The organism is Pseudonocardia alaniniphila (assembly GCF_022524485.1).
Classification (GTDB): Bacteria; Actinomycetota; Actinomycetes; order Mycobacteriales; family Pseudonocardiaceae; genus Pseudonocardia; species Pseudonocardia alaniniphila.
Genome location: NZ_JAKXMK010000002.1, coordinates 305,363 through 325,957 on the forward strand (window position 1 = coordinate 305,363; position 20,595 = coordinate 325,957).

The window sequence follows — 20,595 nt, forward strand, 5'->3', positions numbered from 1 at the left end:
GCTCAGATCGTGTTCAGCATCGACGGCGACGTGATGCGGTGCAGCGGTTTCCCGTCGCCCTTGTACATGTGCACGCCGCACGGCAGGCAGGGGTCGAAGCTGCGGACCGTCCGCATGATGTCGATGCCCTTGAAGTCCTCGCCCCGGCTCTCCTCGAAGATCGGCGTGTTCTGCACGGCGTCCTCGTACGGGCCGGGCGTGCCGAACGTGTCGCGCACGCTGCCGTTCCAGGGCGTCGGCGGGTACGGGTGGTAGTTCGCGATCTTGCCGCCCCGGATCACCATGTGGTGCGACAGCACACCGCGAACCGCCTCGGTGAACCCGACGCTGATGGCCTCGTCCGGCACCACGAACTTCTCCCAGGTCTTGGTGTGCCCGCCGCGCACCTCGTCGAGTGCCTTCTCGATGAAGTGCAGGGCGCAAGCGGCCGCGTAGGCCTGGAAGTAGGTGCGGGCGCGGTTGCGCTCGATCGCGTTGGACAGCGGCCTGCCCTGCTTGTCGTGCGGGATCCGCCACTCGAAGCTGACCTCCGGCTTGAGCGCGGTGCGCGGCAGGTTGATCAGCACGCTGTTGCCCGTGGCCTTGACGAACCCGATGTCGACCAGGCCGCCCAGCGCCGTGGTCCACAGCCGGGCGAGCGGGCCGCCGCCGGTGTCGAGGGCGAGGTGGTCCGTGCCGTCGAACCAGCGTGGCGACATCGTCCAGCTGTACTTGTCGTCGAAGTCGCGCTTCTGCGGCGCGGGGATCGTGTGCTGGTTCCACGGGTGCCTGCGATCGACCGGGTTGCCCAGCGGGTCCTGCGTCGCGAACATCTCCTGGTCCTCCCAGTCCCGGTAGAACGAGCTACCGAGCAGGATGCGGATTCCCAGGTTGATCTCGACCAGATCGTTGGTGACGAGGTTGCCGTCCACGACGATGCCCGGCGTCACGAACATCTTGCGACCCCAGCCGGTCATCGTCCGGTACTGGAAGTCGCAGTGCTCCGGGTCGTTGAACGCGCCCCAGCAGCCGAGCAGCACGCGCCGGCGCCCGACCTCCTCGTAGCCGGGCAGCGCCTCGTACATGAAGTCGAAGAGGTCGTCGTGCATCGGGACGACGCGCTTCATGAACTCCACGTACCGCATGAGCCGGGTGTAGTAGTCGGTGAACAGCTGGACCGTGGCCACGGTCCCGACGCCGCCCGGGTAGAGCGTGGAGGGGTGCACGTGGCGGCCCTCCATCAGGCAGAACATCTCGCGCGTGTACCGGCTGACCTGCAGCGCCTCGCGGTAGAAGTCGCCGGTGAACGGGTTGAGCGCCCGCATGATGTCGCCGATGGTGCGGTAGCCGTGCGCGTCGGCGTGTGGCGCCTCGGTCCGGTTGGCCTGCTCGAGCACACCTGGGTTGGTCTCCGCGACCATCCGCTCGCAGTAGTCCACCCCGACCAGGTTCTCCTGGAAGATGTTGTGGTCGAACATGTACTCGGCGGCCTCGCCGAGATTGATGATCCACTCACCCAGGTGCGGCGGGCGCACCCCGTAGGCCATGTTCTGGTTGTAGACGGAGCAGGTCGCGTGGTTGTCGCCGCAGATGCCGCAGATGCGGCTGGTGATGAAGTGGGCGTCGCGCGGGTCCTTGCCCTTCATGAAGATCGAGTAGCCGCGGAAGATCGACGAGGTCGAGTGGCACTCGGCGACTCGCTTCTGCGAGAAGTCGATCTTGGTGTAGATCCCGAGGCTGCCGACGATCCGGGTGATCGGATCCCAGGCCATCTCGGTGAGCCCGGTCTTGTCGGTACCGGTGCCCGACGGCTTTGCCTGTGTCGTGGTCATCGACGCGTTCCCCTTACCAGGACTTCGTGAAGCCGGTGGTCAGCTCGCGCCCGTTCTTGCGCCAGCTCGGTTCCTTGTCGAGCTTCCGTTCCGTGATCCCACGCAGGCGGCGGATGATCGCTCCGTACGCGCCGCTGGCGGCACCGGAGACCCTGCTTCCGGGAGGGGCGTCCATGAAGGGCATGAACTTGTCCGGGAAGCCGGGCATCGTGCAGCCGATGCAGATCCCGCCCACGTTCGGGCAGCCGCCCACACCGTTGATCCAGCCCCGCTTGGGGACGTTGCACTTGACCACGGGGCCCCAGCAGCCCAGTTTCACCAGACATTGCGGTGAGCCGTACTCGGTGGCGAACTGGCCCTGCTCGTAGTAGCCGCCGCGGTCGCAGCCCTCGTGCACCGTCTGGCCGAAGAGCCAGGTGGGGCGCCCTTCCTTGTCCAGCGGGATCATCGGCGCCGCGCCGGTGGCCTGGTAGAGCAGGTAGAGGATCGTCTCGGAGAGGTTGTCGGGCTGGATCGGGCAGCCGGGCACGTTGACGATCGGGATGCCGGCCGGCGTCGTGAAGTTCCAGCCGAGGTAGTCGCGCACCCCCATGGCGCCGGTCGGGTTGCCCGCCATCGCGTGGATACCGCCGTACGTGGCGCACGTGCCGACGGCGAGCACGACGAGCGCCTTGGGCGCGAGGCGGTCCAGCCATTCGCTCGTGGTCATCGGCTGGCCCGTCTCCGGGTTGTTGCCGAAGCCGCACCAGTAGCCCTCTGGCTTGATCTTCTCGTTGGGAATCGAACCCTCGACCACCAGCACGAACGGGTCGAGCTCGCCCCGTTCGGCCTTGAAGAACCACTCGATGAAGTCGTTGTTGCCACCGACCGGGCCGTTGTCGAAGTCGATGAGCGGCCAGTGGACGGCGATCTTCGGGAGGCCCGGCAGAGCCCCGAGGGCGATCTCCTCGATGCTGGGCTGGGTTGCCGCGGTCAGCGCGACCGAGTCACCGTCGCAGCTCAGGCCGGCGTTGATCCACAGAACGTGGACGGTCGGTGCCTCGGCCTCCGTGGTGGACGCTTCCGTCGTGGACATGGCGGTCCCCTCGATGGCGCTGCCCCGTGGGGCGGCGCCTGTCCGACGTGGTGGGAAAAGTCCGTTGTAACGGCCTGGGCCGGGCGCAGTAAGTGATCGCCGTCACTAGATGTTCCGGACACTGACCAGGTCGGGTGCCCCTCGAGCGTGGCCGCCGTCAACGACCCGATCGGCTCACCGGTCCTCGGGAACAGGTTCGGAATCGCGATGAGCAAAGAAGATCAAGTGCTTGATTTTGGCGGTCATTGGAATTCGAACTTAAGATAGGCGACTGTTGCCAGTCGGATCGGACCAGGAGTGCGTAGTGCCGTTGACGCGCAGATCGTTCATGAGGGGCCTCGGAGTCACCGGAGGCGCAGGCATGATGTATGGGGCAATGTCGGCTATCGGACTGGCCCCGGCTGCGGCACGAGAACCGTTTCGGGCACCCGAGCTGGGCGACCTCGTCGGGCAAGGCCCTGGCCACCACACGGTCACCGTCCTCGGGGCCGGGCCTGCGGGTCTCTGCACGGCATACGAGCTGGGCAAGGCAGGGTACGACGTCACGGTACTGGAGGCGCGTTTTCGCCCAGGAGGACGAGTGTGGTCCATCAGGGGCGGCACGGAGGAAACAGATCTCGACGGAGAGATACAGCGCAGTACGTTCTCCGAGGGACATTTCCTCAATATGGGCGCCACCCGGATACCGCAAGGCCACGTCACGCTCGACTATTGTCGCGAGCTCGGTGTGGCGATCCAGGCATTCCCGAATCAGAACGCGAACGCATTCGTTAACTACACCAGTGACACACCCTTGACCAAGACCTCGATCACCTACCGGGCGGCCAAGGCCGACACCTATGGCTACATCTCGGAGTTGCTGCAGAAGGCCGCCTCCCGGGGCGCCCTCGACGACGTGCTGAGCGCCGACGACAAGCAGGCTCTCGCGGAGTTCCTCAAGGACTTCGGCGACCTCAGCAGCGACGGGCGCTACCTCGGCTCCAGCAGGCGCGGATACACGTCCCAGCCGGGTGCAGGCACCGACGAGGGCACCCGGCTCCCGCCGCCGCCTGCCCTGTCCGACGTGGTCCGCAGCGGGATAGGGCGCAACTTCGGGTTCGAGCTGGAGAACGACCAGGCCATGATGATGTACACGGTCGTCGGCGGGATGGACCAGATCTACCACGCGTTCCACCGCACGCTCGGCGACCGTGTCCGCTTCGGAGCGGTCGTCACCGCGATGCGCAACGTGCCGGAGGGCGTCACCGTCGAGTACACGCACGGCGGCGTCGGCCGGTCGATCACCAGCGACTACGTGGTCTGCACGCTTCCGCCGCACCTCGTGGCGCGGTTGCGCACCAACCTCGCCCCGAACGTGCTCGCCGCCTTGCGCGCGCCCAAGGCGGTGGCGTCGGGAAAGCTCGGCATCGAGTACTCGAAGCGCTGGTGGGAGACCGAACAGCGGATCTACGGCGGCGTGAGCAACACCGACAAGGACATCCGCGAGATCATGTTCCCCTTCGACCACTTCCACGGTGACCGGGGCATCGTGGTCGCCTACTACACCACGGGGAAGCGCCAGGAGATCTTCGAGCCGCTCCGCCACCGCCAGCGGCTGGCCAAGGCACTGGCGGAGGGAGCGGAGATCCACGGCGACAGCTACACGAAGAACGTGGGTCCGTCGTTCTCGGCCGCCTGGCGGCGCATCCGCTACTCCGAGTCCGCGTGGGCCTCGTGGAGCGCCAAGAGCCCCGAGTACAACCTGCTCCTGCAACCGGCGGACAAGATCTACTTCGCCGGCGACTACCTCTCGCACGCGCTGTCGTGGCAGCACGGCGCGCTGACCTCGGCCCGTGCTGCCGTCGCCGCCGTGCACGCCCGCGCCGCCGGTCCGCGCTGACCGCGGGCGGACCGGCAACGGCACTACGCCATGATCTCCCCGACGATGCGATCGGCGTAGGTGCGCAGGAGCTCGGTCAGGTCCTCGTCGTCGCTCCGGACGCGACCGGTTCTCCCGATCGCGGCGACGCACCCGATCACCGTCATCCGGCCGTCCCGCAGCGGCACGGCCAGCGCGGAGCGACCCACCTTGATCTCGTCCACCTCGTGGGCGACTCCGCACTCCCGGATCCTGCGGAGCTCGACGGCCAGCACGTCCGGCTCCACGATCGTGCGCGCGGTGAGCGGCCGCAGGGGCGCGGGGACTCCGAGCTCCGGCCGGTGGGAGAGCAGCAGCTTCCCGATCGCCGACGCGTGCAGGTGCGTGCGGATGACGTTCTCCCCGGCCAGTTCGTGGTCGGGGTCGCGGTCCACGAGCCGGATGCGGTCGTCGGCGTAGGACGCGACGAAGATGCCGAACCGCACGCGGGCCCGCAGTTGCTCCACCACCGCGTGGGCCGCCCGGAAGTCCTCCGACGCGTCGCCGCCCACCGCACCGGCCAGCTCGCGGGTCCGCCGTCCGAGCGCGAAGCCGGAGAGGTCGGAGACCCGCACGAGGAAACCATCCGCGACGAGGAGGTTCAGCAGCCGGTACGCCGTGGCCGGGGGGATCCCGCTGAGGCTCGAGATGTCCCTGGCCGTGGCGCCCGAGCCGAGCTGGGCGACCGATTCCAACAGCACCAGCGCCTTCTGCGCCGCTCGTGTCTCGTGGCCACCGGGTTCGTGCGGCCGCTGCGTGACCGCGGCCATCAGGAGGAGTCGGTCGGGGGGCCGCCGCGATGCCGGCGCCCGGGTGGTGCCCGGCCTGCGACGAGAACGGGGTTGCCGTGGGCGTCGGGGGCGAACACGCCGGCGCCGGGCAGCACGTCGTCGGACTCCGCGTGGTCGAACGCTCCTACACGGTCGAGGTCACCAGGGCGGCGCCGAAGCAGGCGGCGGTGCCAGAGCAGGCCTGCGGACAGCAGGGCCGCGATCACGGCGGGGCCGCCGATGTCGCTGTCGAGGATCCGCGCCACGAGCAGGTAGCCCAGGAGCGCGATCCCGGCGAGGCTCGCCGCGAACGCCGCGAGCAGGACCCCCGGCGTCTGCTCCCGGATCCGGCGCAGGAACCGGATCGAGGCCACCGCCACGAGGACGTAGGCGGCTACGACCATCGCCCGCACGACGTCGCGCAGAGTGTCGAGCACTGGGGAGGGCGCGAGCAGGGCGCTCGCCGCGGCGACGAGCAGCACGATGGCCAGCAGCGCCGCGTAGGGCGTGCGGAACCGGCGGTGCACCGCCGTGAAGACCGGGGGCAGCAGCCGTTCGACGCCCATCGAGTACACGAGCCGGGACGCCGCGTGCGACGACGCCGTTGCCGAGGCGAGCCACGAGCAGGCCAGCCCGAGGTTCAGGGCGACCACGAGCAGGGTGGGTGCACCCGAGTCCGTGCCGTGCAGGTAGACGTCGACGATCGTGGTGCTGCGGCCCGTCCACGCCGCCCAGGCGGCGAAGACGAACAGGCCTCCGCAGATCATCGGGGTCAGTAGAACCGGGCGCGTGATCGTGACCAGCGGGCGCTTCGCCTCGGGACCGAAGAACGTGGCGCTCTCGAAGCCGGCCAGCGCGAAGATCGCGCCGAGGGCGACGTAGAGCACACCGTGCGGAGCGGTCACGGGTCCGGCGGCCGGCGACACGGTCCCCGCGGCAGGCAGCAGGGTGAGGGCCACGATGAAGAGCAGGGACCCGGCCTCGACTGCGAGGATCGCGAGTGCGGCGAAGCGCGCCCCACGGACCAGCACGGCCAGCGCGGCGGCCGCGACCGCGGCGTGCACGGCAAGCGTTGCCACCGGACCGTCGACGTCGAACCCGACCTCGCGGAGCACGGCGGTGAGCGCCGCGCTGCCGCTGTAGAGCGTGAGCGTGGCACTCCCCAGGTACTTGACCAGCACGGCGACGCCGGTGGTGAGAGCTGCGCGCGTGCCGAGACCCTGGAACACGAAGCTGTACAGGCCACCCGCCGCCGCTTGCCGCCGCGTGAACTGGGTGACGCACAGGGCGATCAGCGAGATCAGGATCGTCGCGCCCAGGATCGTCAGGAGTCCGACGAGCGGCGACGCGTTCCTGAGCATCGTCATCGGCAGGACCACCATGGACGCCGCGGGCGCGGTGGTGGCCACCGACTGGGCAAGCACCTCCACCCCGGAGAGCCGCCTGCGTCCGAGGGCACGCAGCGGCGACATCGCGGGTCGATCGAGCTCCTCGGCGGAGAACGACCGGGTGATGGCGTCCGACAGCGCCGACATCGTTCCCTCCGAGGTCATTTCGCCACTGATCGTGACGAAAATTAGGGCCGAGATGTTGCGCTGAGGTTGCCTGCCCGAGTCGAACGGAGCCCCCGGAGTGGGAACCACGCCGGGCGCTCCCACTCCGTGCGCGCCGGATCGTTCGCGGCCGTTTCACCGATCGACTCACACGGCTCCCAGCCTTGGTGACCGTCACTCATCGGGTCGTCGAGAAGGAGCAGGAGCGTGCGGTGCCAGTAACGCGGAGATCGTTCATGAAGGGACTCGGCGTCACGGGAGGCGCGGGGGTGATGTACGGGGCGATGTCCGCGATCGGGCTGGCTCCGGCCGCGGCGGAGGTGCCGTTCCGGGCGCCCACGATGGGGGACCTCGTCGGCCAGGCCCCGGGGCACCACTCCGTGGCCGTGCTGGGTGCGGGGCCTGCCGGCATGTGCGCGGCCTACGAGCTCGGCAAGGCCGGCTACGACGTGACGGTCCTGGAGGCGCGGACGCGTCCCGGCGGCCGGGTGTGGTCGATCCGGGCAGGCACCGAGGAGACGGACCTGAACGGGGAGACGCAGCGCTCCACGTTCTCGGACGGCCATTTCTTCAACATGGGCGCGACGCGGATCCCGCAGAGCCACGTGACGCTCGACTACTGCAGGGAACTCGGCGTCCAGATCCAGCCGTTCGGCAACCAGAACGCGAACACGCTGGTCAACTACGCGAGCGACACACCACTGTCGAAGACCTCGATGACCTACCGGGCGGCCAAGGCCGACACCTTCGGCTACGTCTCCGAACTGCTGCAGAAGGCCGCCTCGCGCGGTGCTCTCGACGACGTGCTCTCGGCTGACGACAAGCACGCCCTCGCGGAGTTCCTGACCGACTTCGGCGACCTCAGCAGCGACGGGCGCTATCTCGGCTCGACCCGGCGCGGGTACACCTCGGAGCCGGGTGCGGGCACCGACTACGGCACGCGCTTGGCGCCGCCGCACAGCATGTCGGACGTCATCCGCAGCGGGATCGGGCGCAACTTCGCGTTCGACTTCGAGTACGACCAGGCCACGATGATGTTCACCCCGATCGGCGGGATGGACCGCATCTACTACGCGTTCCAGGACCGCCTCGGCGACCGCGTCAAGTTCGGCTCCGTCGTCACGGCGATGCGCAACGTCCCCGAGGGCGTCACCGTCGAATACACCGAGGGCGGCCGGGCCCAGTCGATCACCACCGACTACGTCGTGTGCACGATCCCGCCGCACCTCATCGGCCGGCTGGGCAACAACCTCCCCGCCGACGTGCTGGCGGCGCTGAAAGCAGCCAAGGTCACCTCGTCGGGAAAGCTCGGCATCGAGTACTCGAGGCGCTGGTGGGAGACCGACGAGCGCATTTACGGCGGCGCGAGCAATACCGACAAGGACATCGCGCAGATCATGTTCCCCTACGACCACTTCCATTCCGACCGGGGCGTGGTGGTCGGCTACTACAACACCGGCAAACGCCACCAGGCCTTCGAGTCGCTCACCCATCGCCAGCGGCTGGCCAAGGCACTGGCGGAAGGCGCCGAGATCCACGGCGACAAGTACAAGAAGGACGTCACCTCGTCGTTCTCCGGGAGCTGGCGGCGCACCCGGTACTCCGAGTCGGCGTGGGCGTCGTGGGACTCCACGAGTCCCGAGTACAAGCTGCTCCTGCAGCCCGTGGACAAGATCTACTTCGCAGGCGACCACCTCTCGAACGCGATCGCGTGGCAGCACGGGGCGTTCACCTCGGCCCGGTCCGTCGTCGCCGCTCTGCACAGCCGTGTCGCGGGACCGAGCTGATGAGCCTGCCGCCGATCACCCGGACAGCGACCACCCGGACAGCGACCACCCGGACAGCGACCACCCGGACCCCCACCACCCAGCCACCTCAACACCGACGGGAGCACTCGATGCCGACAGCGCCACACCAGAGAACGCCGCACCTGCGGGCACTTGCGACGGGGGCGGCCGTGCTGGCGCTCGCCGCGGCCGGATGCTCGACCGGTACGTCCGCGGCGGCGCCCGCCCCTCCCGCCGTCGTGTCCCAGGCTGTGCTGGAGCCGGGGCAGGACAACCCCATGATCGCCCAAGGCGTGGCGCTCGGTGCGGGCGCCGCGTTCTACAAGACCAGCGGGCTCGGGCCGAAGCAGATGAACGCCGCGGCCGCCGAGGGGACCCCCGAGTCGTTCATCGACACCGACCAGTTCGCCGGCGGCGTGCTCCCCACCGGGGTCACGATCACCGAGGCCCAGGGGATGAACGTGCTGCGCAACATCCGCGAGAACCTCGAGGCGCAGGGCCTGACGCTCGAGAACGTCACGACGATGCGCGTCTTCCTCGACAACGCCCCCGGGTCCGACCGCGCCGACTACGCCGGCTGGAACCGCGCCTACCGGCAGTTCTTCGCCAACACCAACCTCGCAAGCGGCGACACCGAGCTGGTTCCGCTGGGCAGCGCGGCCCCTGCCGCGCCGCTGGTCCGCAACCCGGCGCGGCCGAGCCGCTTCGCGCTCGAGGTGCAGAGCCTGCCCGTGACCGGCTGGCTGGTGGAGGTGGAGGTCGACGCCGTGTTCCCCGTGGGCAGCGGACCCCGCTGACGACCGGGACGGACGGCCGTCCTACGTGCGGCGCCTCCGTAGGACGGCCGGGGGCATGGGGGAGAGCCGCGATGTGACGCGGTCCGATCCGGGCGATTGATCACCGCATGACGACCCTGGCTGCCCGACAGGCGATCGGTCGCAGGCCGGCCCGTTCGGGGTGAACCGCGACACGGGCGCCGCCGTCGTGCTGGCCGATCACGGCCGGGGGTGGTACGACGAAAGGTGATCTCGCCGTCGCCCGACCGTCGCGGTGACAGCCGGCCGATGGGCCGGACGTCGAGGGAAGTCGGGCACCGCGGCCGCTGGGGCAACGGAGCCGACTCGACGTGAGCACCTCGGGATGCGTGCGCGAGTCGATCGCAGAGGAGCCGTCATGTCCGTCGATGAGATGTCCGAACCCGTCCCCTCCGTCGAGGTGTCCCCGCAGGAGCTCCCGGGCGCTGTGCGGAGCCTCGGCTCGATGAGCTGGGTCCGCGAGCCGCTCGATGACGCGGTGGGCGGTCGCCGCCGGGTGATCGCCCCGCCGAGCGCCGCGACCATCGGCACTCCCGCGCACGGTGCTAAGGCGGCCCTGCGAACCGAGCTCGGCAAGCCCAACACGGTGTTCATGATGGGCGACAACCCGGAGCTGCCGCGCATGCCGCAGCGGCCGACACTGCTCGACTACTACCGGCTGCGGTTCGACGGCTTCTCCGTCTCGCACATGCTGCAGAGCGCCAAGATCGCCAAGGAGCGCGACCTCGACGAGAAGGTCGTGATGGCCTGTCTCCTGCACGACATCGCCATCGCCGGGCTGATCTCCAGCCACCACGGGCACTGGGGAGCGCAGCTGATCGCGCCGTACGTCGACGAGGAGGTGGCCTGGGCGGTCGAGAAGCACGAGGCGCTGCGCTACTTCGCGGACGAGTCCGTCGGCTACTCCTACCCCGAGGCGTACATCGCGTACTTCGGCGCCGACTACGACCCCCCGGCGTACATCCACCAGGAGCACGAGGAAGCGCGCAAGCACCGCTGGTACATGACCTCCCGGCTGATCACGATCAACGACATCTATTCGTTCGACGCCGGGGCGCAGGTGCAGTTCGAGGAGTTCGAGGACATCATCGGCCGCAACTTCCGTCAGCCCGAGGAAGGGCTCGGTTTCGACGGATCGCCGGTGGCGCACATGTGGCGCACGATGATCTGGCCGAACAACTTCCTGTGATCCCGTAGCTGCCTCTCCTCAGCCGCCCCGGGATCAGTCGCGCGCGGCAGTGGGCAGCATCGCCAGGTCCTCGAGGGGGATCTCGGTGCCGGTGTCGTCGACGACGGCGACGTGCACGGGGCGGCCGGTGCTGTGTGAACGCCGGATGGTGGACGGTCCGGCCGGGCGCGGCCGGTACTCGTCCCCCCATTGCTGCAGGGCGGCCAGGACCAGCCGCAGCTGCCTGCCGGAGTCGGTGAGGTGGTAGCCGACGCGCGTGCGGCTGCCGGGCTCCTGGTACTGCTGCTGCTCGAGGATGCCGGCGGCCACGAGGGTGCGGAGGCGGGCGCTCAGCAGGTTGGGAGCGATGCCGAGGGCGCTGCGGAAGTCGGCGAAGCGGGTGGTGCCCAAGAAGGCGCTGCGCAGAATGAGGAACGTCCACCTCTCACCGAGGATCTCGAGACTGCGCTCGATCGAGCATGACGGCTCATTCTCTTCGGCCTCCATTCAACAAGAGTAGGACGAAGGGTTCGATCGCGGGCAGCTGACTCCGGGATCGCAACGTAGCCCGTGCTCCACTGGGACAACGCCGGATCTGTCGACGGGAGAAGATCATGATCGACCATCGGTACAAGGTGTCCAGAACGGCCTTATTGCTCGTGGATCCCTACAACGACTTCCTTTCCGAGGGCGGGAAGCTGTGGGAGGCCCTGCGGCCGGTTGCCACGGAGGTGAGGCTGCTCGACAACCTCCGCGCTGTCACCGCGGCGGCGCGCGCCTCTGGTGTGGTGACGTTCGTCGTGCCGCACCGCAGGTGGGAGCCGGGTGACTACGACGACTGGGACCACCCGAACCCGACGCAGCATGCGATCCGGAAACGGCATACCTTCGCCCGTGGTGAGTGGGGTGGTGAGTGGCACCCGGACCTCGCGCCTCGGCAGGGCGACGTGGTGATCAAAGAGCACTGGGCGCAGAGCGGGTTCGCCAACACAGATCTGGACTTCCAGCTCAAACAGCACGGCATCACACACGTGGTCGCGATCGGCGTACTCGCGAACACCTGCATCGAGTCGACCGGTCGTTTCGCGATGGAGCTGGGCTATCACGTCACGCTCGTGCGCGACGCGACCGCGGCGTTCAGCCTGGAGATGATGCACGCCGCCCACGAGCTGAACGGACCGACCTTCGCACACGCCATCGTGACGACCGACGAGCTGCTCGCGGTCCTGCCGCAGATGTCGTGACGTCGGCCGCGGACCTGGTCGCCACGCCGGAGCCACCTCCCGCTCGGGGGACGGGAGGTGACCCGGCGTCGTCCCGGTTCGTGAGGCCGGGTTCGGGGAGCGGAGGGTGCGCGCCGGTCAGACTCCGGCGCCGACGAGTACCGGCTGGACGTGCGTCGCGGCGGGCGGTGGCTCGTGGCCGACGGGATGGGCGAGCAACCAGTCCCACACCTCGACCGGGCCCTCGGCGATGTGCACGGCGCCGCAGTGACAGGTGCCCTGGAGCTGGTCGCTGCCCGGCAGCCACACCACGCGCAGCACGCCGGGCCCGGTCAGCATGCGGGTGGGCTCGATCGTCATGCCGGGCTCACCTCGCCGCCGCCGTGGCCGGCTCCTGCCGCAGCATCGCCGCGAGCATCCGCCGGGCGGCGAGGCCGCCGGTGTCGATGTTGATGGACAGCTCCTGGTAGCCGGCCGGTTCGGTGGCGATCACCTGCTCCAGCACGTCGAGTGCCGCGACGTCCTGCAGCACGACGGTGCGGTTCTGCTCGGCGATGAAGTCCGAGACCGACGTGTCGTCGAGCGCGAAGTCGCGGGCGACCGCCCAGAAGTCGTGGGTGCTGTGCTCGGTCTCCGGGGTGATCGCGTAGACGACCTCGACGTGAAAGGCATCGGGGTCGGTGCCGTCCGGGTTCGGCAGGGACCCGACCGGTGCGATCCGGCTGTGCAGCTTGTAGAGGCACGGCGGGGTGTACTCGATGTCCTGCCAGCGTGCGATGCGTCCGGTCAAGCCGGTGGAGGTCGCGTAGAACGGCGGGCACTCGGCGTCGTCCATGTGCCGGCTGACGTAGACGATGCCCGCGGCCTCGTCGACCTCGGTGGTGATCGGGGTGCTGGCCACCTCGGGCGTGCCGATGTAGCCGCCGTGCAGGTAGGTCTCGTGGGAGAGGTCGAGGAGGTTGTCGACCAGCAGGCCGAAGCGGGCCGCGAGCGGCTCCATCCCCGACACCGTCGTGTAGTCGGGCGAGACCAGCCACGGCGCCCGCGGGATGCGCGTCGCATCGGCCCGCGCCGGGTCGCCGATCCACACCCAGACGAACGAGTCCTGCTCCACGACCGGATAGCTGCGCAGCCGGGCGGTGCGGGGAACCCGCGTCTGACCCGGTACCGCGACGCATGCGCCGTCGGCGCCGTAGGTGAAGCCGTGGTAGCCACACACCACCGAGTCGCCGACCAGCCGGCTCGGCGCCTGGGACAGCGGGAACCGGCGGTGGACGCACCGGTCGGACATGGCAGTGAGCTGCCCCGCCTCCGTGCGCCAGAACAGGATCGACTCGCCGCAGATCGTGCGGGAGAAAAGATCGTGCCCGATCTCGCGGCCGTAGGCCGCGACGTACCACTGGTCGCGGGGGATCGTCGTCATATCAACGAATGTTCCGGCCGGAGCACGGGTCTCCGAACCCCCGTTACCACATGCCGGAAACCCGATCCGCGGCTCAGCGGATCAGCTTTGTCCATGTCTGCAGGCCGCGAGGACGGCGGTGATCACGCCGATGTGATGTCTGGCTACTATCCGCGCGCACCGAGGACGGGAGAACAGTGACCGCAGCCGAGGCGAAGCACGACCAGTCCCCGCGTCCGGGGGGGCACAGGTTTGCGGAGCGCCGCAGGGAGCTGGCCGATGCGGCGATCCAGACGCTGTCGGAGCTCGGCTACGCCCGCACCAGCCTGCGTGAGATCGCCCAGAACTCCGCGTTCTCCCACGGCGTGCTGCACTACTACTTCGCCGACAAGGTCGACCTGATCACCTACTGCGTGCGCCAGTACAAGGCCCAGTCCGTGCTGCGCTACGACCAGATCGTGTCCAGGGCGAAGACGCCGGAACGTCTCGCGGACGGCTTCGCCGACGCCCTGGTCGCCACCGTGCGCGACGAGGGCAGGATGCACCGCCTGTGGTACGACCTGCGCTCGCAGGCGCTGTTCGACGACTCCTTCCGTGCCGATGTCCTCGAGATCGATGACAGCCTCGAGCGGATGATCTGGCGCATCGTCAGCCGGTACGCCGAGCTGCTCGGCGTGGAGCCGACCACCACGCCCTCGATGGCCTACACGATGTTCGATGGCGCCTTCCAGATGGCGCTGCTGCGTCACCTCGCGGGTCAGCCGGAGGCGCTCGCCGAGCTCCGGACCCACACCCGGATGCTCCTCGCGCACGTCACGTGCACGCCGGTGGGCACCGAACGCGTCAGCTGATCGTCGCCAGCGCCCGGGGCGCCACCTCGACGCAGACGGCAGTGCCTGCGTCCACCGCGAGCACCTCGCCGTCGAGCTGCAACGGGGTGGGCTTCAGCGTGGTGAAGCCGTAGTGGGTGGCGCTGGGCTGCGGGCCCAGTCCCGTGGTGGCCGCGCGGATGGCGACGCCCAGGATGCGCCACTTCGCGGTATGGGGCAGCGTGATCACCTCGAACCGCCCGTCGTCGGGCCTGCCCGACTCGCTGAGGACGGCGTACTTGGCCATCTGACTGATGTTGGCGAACACCAGGCTGTCGATCCTGCGGCGGCTCCCGTCCTCCAGTTCGATGCTGAAGGGGCGGAAGCGGGCGAAGGTGCGCACCACGGAGACGATCTCCCGGAAGGAGCCCTTGCCGCCCTTCTCCAGATCGACGGCGACGACCGGCGTGAGCCCGACTCCGATGTAGGAGTGGGCATAGTGGACGCGGGCGTCCGAGCCGGTGCCGACGGTGAGGCGGAGCAGGTCGATGCGGTGCACATCGCCCGCCACCACCGCCTCGATCAGCGGGCGTTGCCGGATGGTCCGCCGGTGGTCGTTGGCGTTGCCCGCCGCCATCACCGCACACACGGCGTCGTCGTTGCCGGCCTGCATGACGCCGTCGACCACCTCGTTGTATCCGCCGTCGCCACTGACCGAGACGATCAGCGGGCGGCCGCCACCCGCGGCCGCCTCCCGTGCCAGGTCACGGCCGTGCCCGGCCCGCTGCGTCGGACTCATCGCCACGGGCAGCCCGGGCATCCGCTCGCCCAGGCCGGCCCGCAGCTCGTCGGCGAGCTCGGGTGCCTTGCCGGTGCTGTTCGGGTTGAAGATCACGACAACGCGGTCGAACGCGGGGAGCAAGGACCGCTCGGCAGGCCCGTATCGATTCACACGGGCATATACCCCGGTGCGGTCCGATTCATCCGGTGCACGCGCCCGTCACTCACCGGCCGGTGCGTTGAGCTGCCCGATCCGGATCGCGTTGCCGAACGGGTCACGGATCCCGAAGTCGACGCCGTAGGGCTTCTCCGTGGGCTCGTCGGTGATCTCCACCCCGCGCGCCTTGAGCGTCTCGTACGACTTCTGCGCGTCATCGGTGCTGATGCACAGCCAGCCACCCATCGCGCCCTTCGTGACCAGCTCGCGCACCTGCGCCGCGGTCGCCTCGTCCATCGCCGGGGGACCGGGCTTCTCCAGCAGGATCTGCCGGCTGGGGTCGCCGGGGACGTTCACGGTGAGCCAGCGCATGAAACCGAGGTCCTGGTCGGTGTTCAGCTCCAGCCCGAGCTTGTTGACGTAGAAGTCGAGTGCCTCGTCCTGATCGAGCACGACGATCGAGGACTGCGTGATGTTCTTCAGCATGCGGATGACGCTAGGGCCTGGGCTCGGCGTCCTGCTTATCCGAAACTGCTCCGTCCGACGGCGCCGTGGACGCGGGGCGTAGCCACGCCCTCGCGAAGCAGGTCGGCACGGCATCGATCGGGCCGCTGCCGCGCCTGCGGTACTCCGACGGCGACTCGCCGACGATCTCGCGGAACGTCCGGCTGAACGTGCCGAGGCTCGAGAAGCCGACGTCCACGCAGATCTCGGTGACGCTGCGGTCGGAGGTGCGGAGCAGGAACATCGCGCGCTCGACGCGGCGGCGCTGCAGGTAACGGTGCGGTGTCTCGCCGAACGTCGCGCGGAACGTGCGAATGAAGTGGGCGGGGGACACCAGCGCGATGCGGGCGAGTGCGGCGACGTCGAGCGGTTCGGCGTAGGTGCGGTCCATCGCGTCCCGCGCGCGGAGCATCCGCCGGTTCGAGTCCTCCGCGGCGCTGCGCTCACCAGGCCGCGTCACGGGGTGCAGGGTAACCGGCACACACCTCGCAGCACGTGGCGTTTCCTCGCAGCGTGCCGGCGTGCTGCGAGCACGCACCACATGCTGCGAGGTCTCAACGGGCCGGTTCGAGCTGGAGCTCTCGCTCCTGGCCCGGTGCCAGCTCCACTGCCTGGCCCTGCACCAGGAGGTTCACGGGTGTGGTGCCACCTGGTCGCACGCTGAGGTGGATGCGGGTCTCGCCCAGGTCGACGTCCACCCGCTGGCCCCGGTAGTGGACGCTGAAGCGCAGCTGCTTCACCTCCGGTGGCAGCGCCGGGTCGAAGCGGAGCACCGGCCCGAGGGCTCGCATGCCGGTGAGGCAGCGCAACACGATGTCGACCGTGCCCGCCATCGCCCCCAGGTGGATGCCTTCGGCGGTGGTGCCGCCCTGGACGTCGGCCACGTCGCTCTCCAATGCGTGTTGCAGGAACCGCCAGGCCTCCTGCGGGTGGTAGCGGGCCATCACCCAGGCGCTGACCACGCCGCTGAGCGTGGAGCCGTGTGAGGTCCGCTCGAGGTGGTACTCGACGGTGCGGGCGAGCTGTTCCTGGCTCACCTCGTAGCCGAGGTTGTGCAGCAGCCCGCGCAGCTCGTCGCGGGAGAGCAGGAACAGCAACATCAGCACGTCGGCCTGCTTGGCGAGCTTGTACCGGTTGGTGCTGTCGCCCTCGGCCTCGAGCAGCCGGTCCAGCCGCTGGATGTTGCCGTAGCGCTCCCGGTAGCCCTCCCAGTCGAACTCGGGCAACGCCTCGTAGCCCTCGAACTGCGTGAGGACGCCGTCGGCGTGGAAGACGACCTTCATCTTCGTGGTGATGTCCCGCCAGCGCTCCGGCTCCTCGTCCCGGATGCCGAGCTCCTGGACGAGCTCCTCGCGGTAGTGCTGCGGCATGACATCGAGCGTCTCCAGCGCCCGCTGCAGCACCCACACGGCCATGACGTTGGTGTAGGTGTTGTTCCGCAGTCCGGGCTCGTCGGAGTCCGGGTACGCCTCGTGATATTCGTCCGGGCCCACCACGCCGTGGATCTCGTAGCGGTCCTCGGAGTCGTTGTAGGTGGCGACGCTCGCCCAGAACCGGGCGATCTCGATCAGGAGCTCGGCGCCGGTGAAACGCAGGAACCCGATGCTCCCGGTCACCATGTAGTGCTGCCACACGTTGTAGGCGATCGCGATGTTGACGTGGCGCTGGTTGTGCGAATGGTCGGGCAGCCAGCGCCCCGACTTCGGGTTGAGGTGGACCTTCTGGGTCTCCTCACGGCCCGTCGCCCCGCTCTGCCAGGGGAACATCGCGCCCTCGTACCCCTCGGCACGGGCGGCGGCGCGGGCCGTGTCGAGCCGGTCGTAGCGGTACTGGAGCAGGGCCTCGGCCAGGCTCGGGCGTTCGAAGTTGAAGAACGGGAAGATGAACATCTCGTCCCAGAAGACGTGACCGCGGTAGGCCTCCCCGGTCCAGCCCCGCGCCGGGACGCCGACGTCCAGGTGCTGCGTGTGCGGTGAGATGGTCTGCAGCAGGTGGAAGATGTGCAGGTGCAGGACCGTCTCGGTCCATTCGTTGGCGCTGTCGAGCTCGATGTCGAAGCGGTTCCACAGGCTGTTCCACGCGCCCTCGTGGCGGGCCAGCAGCGGGGAGAAGTCCTCCGCGGTCGCGGCGGCGAGCCTGGCGTCGTCGCGGCTCTCGGAGATCCCGCGGTCCCGCGACGTGAACAGCGCGACGACCTTCTCGACGCTCACGGCGCGGCCTTCTTCGAGGTCGAGGCCCAGCTCGTGGCCGATGTACCCGCGCTCCTCGACCAGCCGCCGGTAGGCGTTCTGCCGCTGCCCGTCGCGCATCACCCGCGTGCGTGCCGCGACGGCGACCCGCACGTGCGACTGCAGCGTCTCGACCTGCAGATCGACGGTCTCCGCGTCGATCTCGCCCTGGCCCAGCACCTGGAGGTGGCGGCTGTTCAGGTCGCGGTAGCGCTTGACGCCCGTGTTCTCGACCCGCCCGTCCAGCCCGGAGACGACCTCGATGCGGCCCGACCAGTTCTGCGCCGTGAACGTGGTCTCCAGACCGGCGAAGTGTTCGTCCTTCATGCTCACGAACCGGCGCTGGACCATGCTGGTGCGCCGGCCGTCAGCGTCCTGCCAGGTCAGGTGCCGGGTCAGCACCCCGCGGTGGATGTCCAGCTCGAAGCGGTGCTCGATCACGTCCGCGCGGCGGGCGTCGAACCATTGGCCGCCCTCGATGCGGAAGCGCAGCGGCAGCCAGTTCGGGACATTGACCAGGTCCTCGTTCTCGACCATGCGCCCGGCGACCTCGGTCTCGGCGCGGTCGTAGAGCCCGGCGACGTACGTGCCGGGGTAGTTCACGTCGTCGGCATCCTCCTCGGGCAGGGCGCCGCGGGTGACCATGTACCCGTTGCCGAGGGAGAGCAGTGCCTCCCGCAGCCCCTGCCGGGCGGGGTCGAAGCTCTCGTACACGAGCGTCCAGACGCTCGGCGGCTGCTGCGTGTGCCGCTGCCTCATCTCGGCCGCCGCCCGTCGCTCCTCCAGATACCCCTGGAGCACAGCACGCCGCGAGACGTCGTCCAACGTGGACACGACGAGGTCCGCGCCCGCGTCGAGCAGCAGGTCGCGGTCGTTCAGCCGGGCCACGCCGAGCCCGGCCATGCCGCCGGCCTTGGCGGCCTGGATGCCGCTGGTGGCGTCCTCGGTGACGAAACAGTCGGCCGGATCGACACCCAGCTCCTGGGCGGCGGTGAGGAAGATCGTCGGATCCGGCTTGCCCTTGGGGAAGTCACGGCCGGAGATGTCGGCGTCGAAGACCTGCGCGAGCGTCATGCCCGGGGTGATGAACTCGTAGTCGATCCGCTGCTCGGCGGCGAACAGGTCCAGACGGATCCGTTCCAGGAACAGCTTGGCGTTCTTCGACGAGGACGCCGCCGCGACCGGGATGCCCATCGCCTTGACGTCCAGCACGAACCGCAGCGCGTCCGGGAACGCCATGAAGCGGCCTTCGTCGATGAGCCGGAGCACGTGCTCCTGCTTCGCGTCCGCGTACTGCTGGATCCGCGAGTCGATGTCGGGCACCCCGAAGTGCTCCATCGCCGCCCGGGCCCCGGCCATGCGTGGCATCCCGGCCATCACCTGCTGGTAGACGGCAGGCGTGAAGCGCTCGGGGGTCCAGCTCGTCTGGTCCCGGATGTCGCTCCACTCGGCCTCCATCAACGACCGGAAGGCCTCGCGCCAGGCCAGCTCGTGGGGGGAGTCGACGAGCACCCCGTCCACGTCGAAGATGGCGCCACCGAAGCCTGAGGACCGATTCATCGCTGACTCCCTTGTTCGGGTGCGACCCCCGGTGATGCTGCGAGCTCCTGGTCCCCCAGCGGCGGTGAGATCACGCGTGAGGTGCCGGGCGGCGCCGTCCTGGTCGTGGACGTCCGTGTGGGGTGGGTGGCGTCGACCTCGGCTCGCGTCGGCGGGTCGGCGCCCGGGCGTGAGCAGGTGATCGCCGCGACGAGAGCGGCCGAGTCCAGGACGCTGATGAGCGTCGACTCGTCGATCGACGCCAGCGCGGCACGGCGTGCGCCGCCGATCAGGCCGGCCCGGCGGAGCCCGTCGAGCAGACCGGAGGTGAAGGAGTCGCCCGCGCCGACCGTGTCCACCAGGTCGATCGGCAGAGCGGGTCGGCGGAGCTCCAGGTCGGCCGTGGTCGCGTAGACGCCCTGACCGCCGCGGGTCACGACGACGACGGCGGGGCCTCGCCCGAGCCACTCCCGGGCGACCTCCTCGTCCCGGCGATCGGGGTAGAGCCAGTACAGATCCTCGTCGCTGACCTTCACGACGTCGCACAGGCCGACGATGCGCTCGATGGCGGGGCGGGCCCGCGTGGGCGACCCGAGCAGTCCGGGGCGGACGTTGGGGTCGTAGGAGATGGTGACCCGGCCCCGCCCGTGCTCCCGGCTCATGAGGTCCTCGACGTTCGTGGCGCCCGGGGCGAGTGCGGTCGCCAGCGATCCGGTGTGCAGGCAACGGGCCTCGATCGGGAGGGGGGCGAGCTCACCGACGTCCCATTCGATGCGGAAGTCGTAGGTCGCGAGCCCCGCCGCGAGGGTGGCTATCGCGAGGCTGGTGGAGGTGCCCTGGCCGGGGCCACCCTCGACCCGCACGCCGTTCGACCTCAGATGCCCCGAGACCATCTCGCCCAGGGCGTCGCCGCCCAGCCGCGTCACGAGCGTCACCTGGTTGCCGAGCCGGGCGAGCCCGAGTGCGACATTGGCCGGGCTTCCACCGGGATGTGCCACGAGCGTGCGGCTGCCACGCTGCCCGACCAGGTCCACGAGCGCTTCCCCGACGACGACGAACATCCGTCCACTCCTCTCG

The 20,595-nt window shown here is 69.4% G+C and carries 18 protein-coding genes; 6 read left to right on the plus strand and 12 right to left on the minus strand.

Going from position 1 to position 20,595, the window contains the following annotated elements:
- Window positions 1–2: 2 nt before the first annotated feature.
- Window positions 3–1,811, minus strand: a complete 1,809-nt coding sequence (locus MMF94_RS02510; protein WP_241034398.1) for a nickel-dependent hydrogenase large subunit — start codon at window positions 1,809–1,811, stop codon at window positions 3–5.
- 13 nt (window positions 1,812–1,824) lie between these two features.
- Window positions 1,825–2,886, minus strand: coding sequence for an NADH-quinone oxidoreductase subunit B family protein (locus tag MMF94_RS02515; RefSeq protein WP_241034399.1), 1,062 nt, complete (start codon window positions 2,884–2,886; stop codon window positions 1,825–1,827).
- A 328-nt stretch (window positions 2,887–3,214) separates the two neighbouring features.
- Between MMF94_RS02515 and MMF94_RS02520 the strand changes: the two genes are divergently transcribed.
- Entirely contained in the window at window positions 3,215–4,765 is a 1,551-nt protein-coding gene (locus MMF94_RS02520) for a flavin monoamine oxidase family protein (protein WP_241034400.1), read from the plus strand.
- A gap of 23 nt (window positions 4,766–4,788) precedes the next feature.
- Here the strand turns inward: MMF94_RS02520 and MMF94_RS02525 are convergent, their stop codons facing one another.
- The gene (locus MMF94_RS02525) at window positions 4,789–5,553 is read right to left on the minus strand and encodes an IclR family transcriptional regulator (RefSeq protein WP_241034401.1); all 765 of its coding nucleotides are present in this window, start codon (window positions 5,551–5,553) and stop codon (window positions 4,789–4,791) included.
- Window positions 5,553–7,088: an APC family permease gene (locus tag MMF94_RS02530; RefSeq protein ID WP_241034643.1), complete on the minus strand. Its 1,536-nt coding sequence runs from the start codon at window positions 7,086–7,088 to the stop codon at window positions 5,553–5,555. The genes MMF94_RS02525 and MMF94_RS02530 overlap by 1 nt, the downstream gene beginning before the upstream one ends.
- Window positions 7,089–7,342: 254 nt before the next feature.
- On the opposite strand from MMF94_RS02530, the gene MMF94_RS02535 reads away from it, so the two are divergent.
- The 3 genes from MMF94_RS02535 to MMF94_RS02545 all read left to right on the plus strand — a co-directional run bounded on the left by MMF94_RS02535 (window position 7,343) and on the right by MMF94_RS02545 (window position 10,897).
- Window positions 7,343–8,893 carry a flavin monoamine oxidase family protein gene (locus MMF94_RS02535; protein ID WP_241034402.1) on the plus strand — a complete coding sequence of 517 codons (1,551 nt, stop codon included), beginning with the start codon at window positions 7,343–7,345 and terminating at the stop codon, window positions 8,891–8,893.
- Window positions 8,894–9,003: 110 nt separating this feature from the next.
- Window positions 9,004–9,690: a Rid family hydrolase gene (locus MMF94_RS02540; RefSeq protein WP_343961943.1), complete on the plus strand. Its 687-nt coding sequence runs from the start codon at window positions 9,004–9,006 to the stop codon at window positions 9,688–9,690.
- Window positions 9,691–10,066: 376 nt separating this feature from the next.
- The gene (locus MMF94_RS02545; RefSeq protein ID WP_241034403.1) at window positions 10,067–10,897 is read left to right on the plus strand and encodes an HD domain-containing protein; all 831 of its coding nucleotides are present in this window, start codon (window positions 10,067–10,069) and stop codon (window positions 10,895–10,897) included.
- A gap of 33 nt (window positions 10,898–10,930) precedes the next feature.
- Here the strand turns inward: MMF94_RS02545 and MMF94_RS02550 are convergent, their stop codons facing one another.
- Window positions 10,931–11,383: a winged helix-turn-helix transcriptional regulator gene (locus MMF94_RS02550; protein WP_241034404.1), complete on the minus strand. Its 453-nt coding sequence runs from the start codon at window positions 11,381–11,383 to the stop codon at window positions 10,931–10,933.
- Window positions 11,384–11,490: 107 nt separating this feature from the next.
- Between MMF94_RS02550 and MMF94_RS02555 the strand changes: the two genes are divergently transcribed.
- Window positions 11,491–12,120, plus strand: coding sequence for a cysteine hydrolase family protein (locus MMF94_RS02555; RefSeq protein ID WP_241034405.1), 630 nt, complete (start codon window positions 11,491–11,493; stop codon window positions 12,118–12,120).
- A 117-nt stretch (window positions 12,121–12,237) separates the two neighbouring features.
- On the opposite strand, the gene MMF94_RS02560 is transcribed toward MMF94_RS02555, so the two are convergent.
- On the minus strand, window positions 12,238–12,459 hold the full coding sequence (locus MMF94_RS02560) for a hypothetical protein (protein ID WP_241034406.1): 222 nt from the start codon (window positions 12,457–12,459) through the stop codon (window positions 12,238–12,240).
- A 7-nt stretch (window positions 12,460–12,466) separates the two neighbouring features.
- Window positions 12,467–13,522, minus strand: a complete 1,056-nt coding sequence (locus MMF94_RS02565; RefSeq protein WP_241034407.1) for an aromatic ring-hydroxylating oxygenase subunit alpha — start codon at window positions 13,520–13,522, stop codon at window positions 12,467–12,469.
- 176 nt (window positions 13,523–13,698) lie between these two features.
- On the opposite strand from MMF94_RS02565, the gene MMF94_RS02570 reads away from it, so the two are divergent.
- Entirely contained in the window at window positions 13,699–14,352 is a 654-nt protein-coding gene (locus MMF94_RS02570; RefSeq protein ID WP_241034408.1) for a TetR/AcrR family transcriptional regulator, read from the plus strand.
- Here the strand turns inward: MMF94_RS02570 and MMF94_RS02575 are convergent.
- From MMF94_RS02575 to MMF94_RS02595, 5 genes are all read right to left on the minus strand, one after another.
- Window positions 14,345–15,262 carry a diacylglycerol/lipid kinase family protein gene (locus tag MMF94_RS02575; protein WP_241034409.1) on the minus strand — a complete coding sequence of 306 codons (918 nt, stop codon included), beginning with the start codon at window positions 15,260–15,262 and terminating at the stop codon, window positions 14,345–14,347. The two genes, MMF94_RS02570 and MMF94_RS02575, sit on opposite strands and share 8 nt — an antisense overlap.
- A 48-nt stretch (window positions 15,263–15,310) precedes the next feature.
- On the minus strand, window positions 15,311–15,733 hold the full coding sequence (locus tag MMF94_RS02580) for a VOC family protein (protein ID WP_241034410.1): 423 nt from the start codon (window positions 15,731–15,733) through the stop codon (window positions 15,311–15,313).
- Between the two features lie 10 nt (window positions 15,734–15,743).
- Complete coding sequence (locus tag MMF94_RS02585) at window positions 15,744–16,163, minus strand: helix-turn-helix domain-containing protein (protein ID WP_241034645.1); 420 nt, start codon at window positions 16,161–16,163, stop codon at window positions 15,744–15,746.
- 142 nt (window positions 16,164–16,305) lie between these two features.
- Window positions 16,306–19,539: an HAD-IA family hydrolase gene (locus MMF94_RS02590; protein WP_241034411.1), complete on the minus strand. Its 3,234-nt coding sequence runs from the start codon at window positions 19,537–19,539 to the stop codon at window positions 16,306–16,308.
- Entirely contained in the window at window positions 19,536–20,579 is a 1,044-nt protein-coding gene (locus tag MMF94_RS02595; RefSeq protein ID WP_241034412.1) for a carbohydrate kinase family protein, read from the minus strand. The genes MMF94_RS02590 and MMF94_RS02595 overlap by 4 nt, the downstream gene beginning before the upstream one ends.
- Window positions 20,580–20,595 lie beyond the last annotated feature (16 nt).

Excerpts from the sequence above, each read along its gene's own strand:
- MMF94_RS02510 (WP_241034398.1), bottom strand. The coding sequence starts at position 1,811 with ATGACCACGACACAGGCAAAGCCGTCGGGCACCGGTACCGACAAGACC.
- MMF94_RS02515 (WP_241034399.1), bottom strand. The coding sequence starts at position 2,886 with ATGTCCACGACGGAAGCGTCCACCACGGAGGCCGAGGCACCGACCGTC.
- MMF94_RS02520 (WP_241034400.1), top strand. The coding sequence starts at position 3,215 with ATGAGGGGCCTCGGAGTCACCGGAGGCGCAGGCATGATGTATGGGGCA.
- MMF94_RS02525 (WP_241034401.1), bottom strand. The coding sequence starts at position 5,553 with ATGGCCGCGGTCACGCAGCGGCCGCACGAACCCGGTGGCCACGAGACA.
- MMF94_RS02530 (WP_241034643.1), bottom strand. The coding sequence starts at position 7,088 with ATGTCGGCGCTGTCGGACGCCATCACCCGGTCGTTCTCCGCCGAGGAG.
- MMF94_RS02535 (WP_241034402.1), top strand. The coding sequence starts at position 7,343 with ATGAAGGGACTCGGCGTCACGGGAGGCGCGGGGGTGATGTACGGGGCG.
- MMF94_RS02540 (WP_343961943.1), top strand. The coding sequence starts at position 9,004 with ATGCCGACAGCGCCACACCAGAGAACGCCGCACCTGCGGGCACTTGCG.
- MMF94_RS02545 (WP_241034403.1), top strand. The coding sequence starts at position 10,067 with ATGTCCGTCGATGAGATGTCCGAACCCGTCCCCTCCGTCGAGGTGTCC.
- MMF94_RS02550 (WP_241034404.1), bottom strand. The coding sequence starts at position 11,383 with ATGGAGGCCGAAGAGAATGAGCCGTCATGCTCGATCGAGCGCAGTCTC.
- MMF94_RS02555 (WP_241034405.1), top strand. The coding sequence starts at position 11,491 with ATGATCGACCATCGGTACAAGGTGTCCAGAACGGCCTTATTGCTCGTG.
- MMF94_RS02560 (WP_241034406.1), bottom strand. The coding sequence starts at position 12,459 with ATGACGATCGAGCCCACCCGCATGCTGACCGGGCCCGGCGTGCTGCGC.
- MMF94_RS02565 (WP_241034407.1), bottom strand. The coding sequence starts at position 13,522 with ATGACGACGATCCCCCGCGACCAGTGGTACGTCGCGGCCTACGGCCGC.
- MMF94_RS02580 (WP_241034410.1), bottom strand. The coding sequence starts at position 15,733 with ATGCTGAAGAACATCACGCAGTCCTCGATCGTCGTGCTCGATCAGGAC.
- MMF94_RS02585 (WP_241034645.1), bottom strand. The coding sequence starts at position 16,163 with ATGCTCCGCGCGCGGGACGCGATGGACCGCACCTACGCCGAACCGCTC.
- MMF94_RS02590 (WP_241034411.1), bottom strand. The coding sequence starts at position 19,539 with ATGAATCGGTCCTCAGGCTTCGGTGGCGCCATCTTCGACGTGGACGGG.
- MMF94_RS02595 (WP_241034412.1), bottom strand. The coding sequence starts at position 20,579 with ATGTTCGTCGTCGTCGGGGAAGCGCTCGTGGACCTGGTCGGGCAGCGT.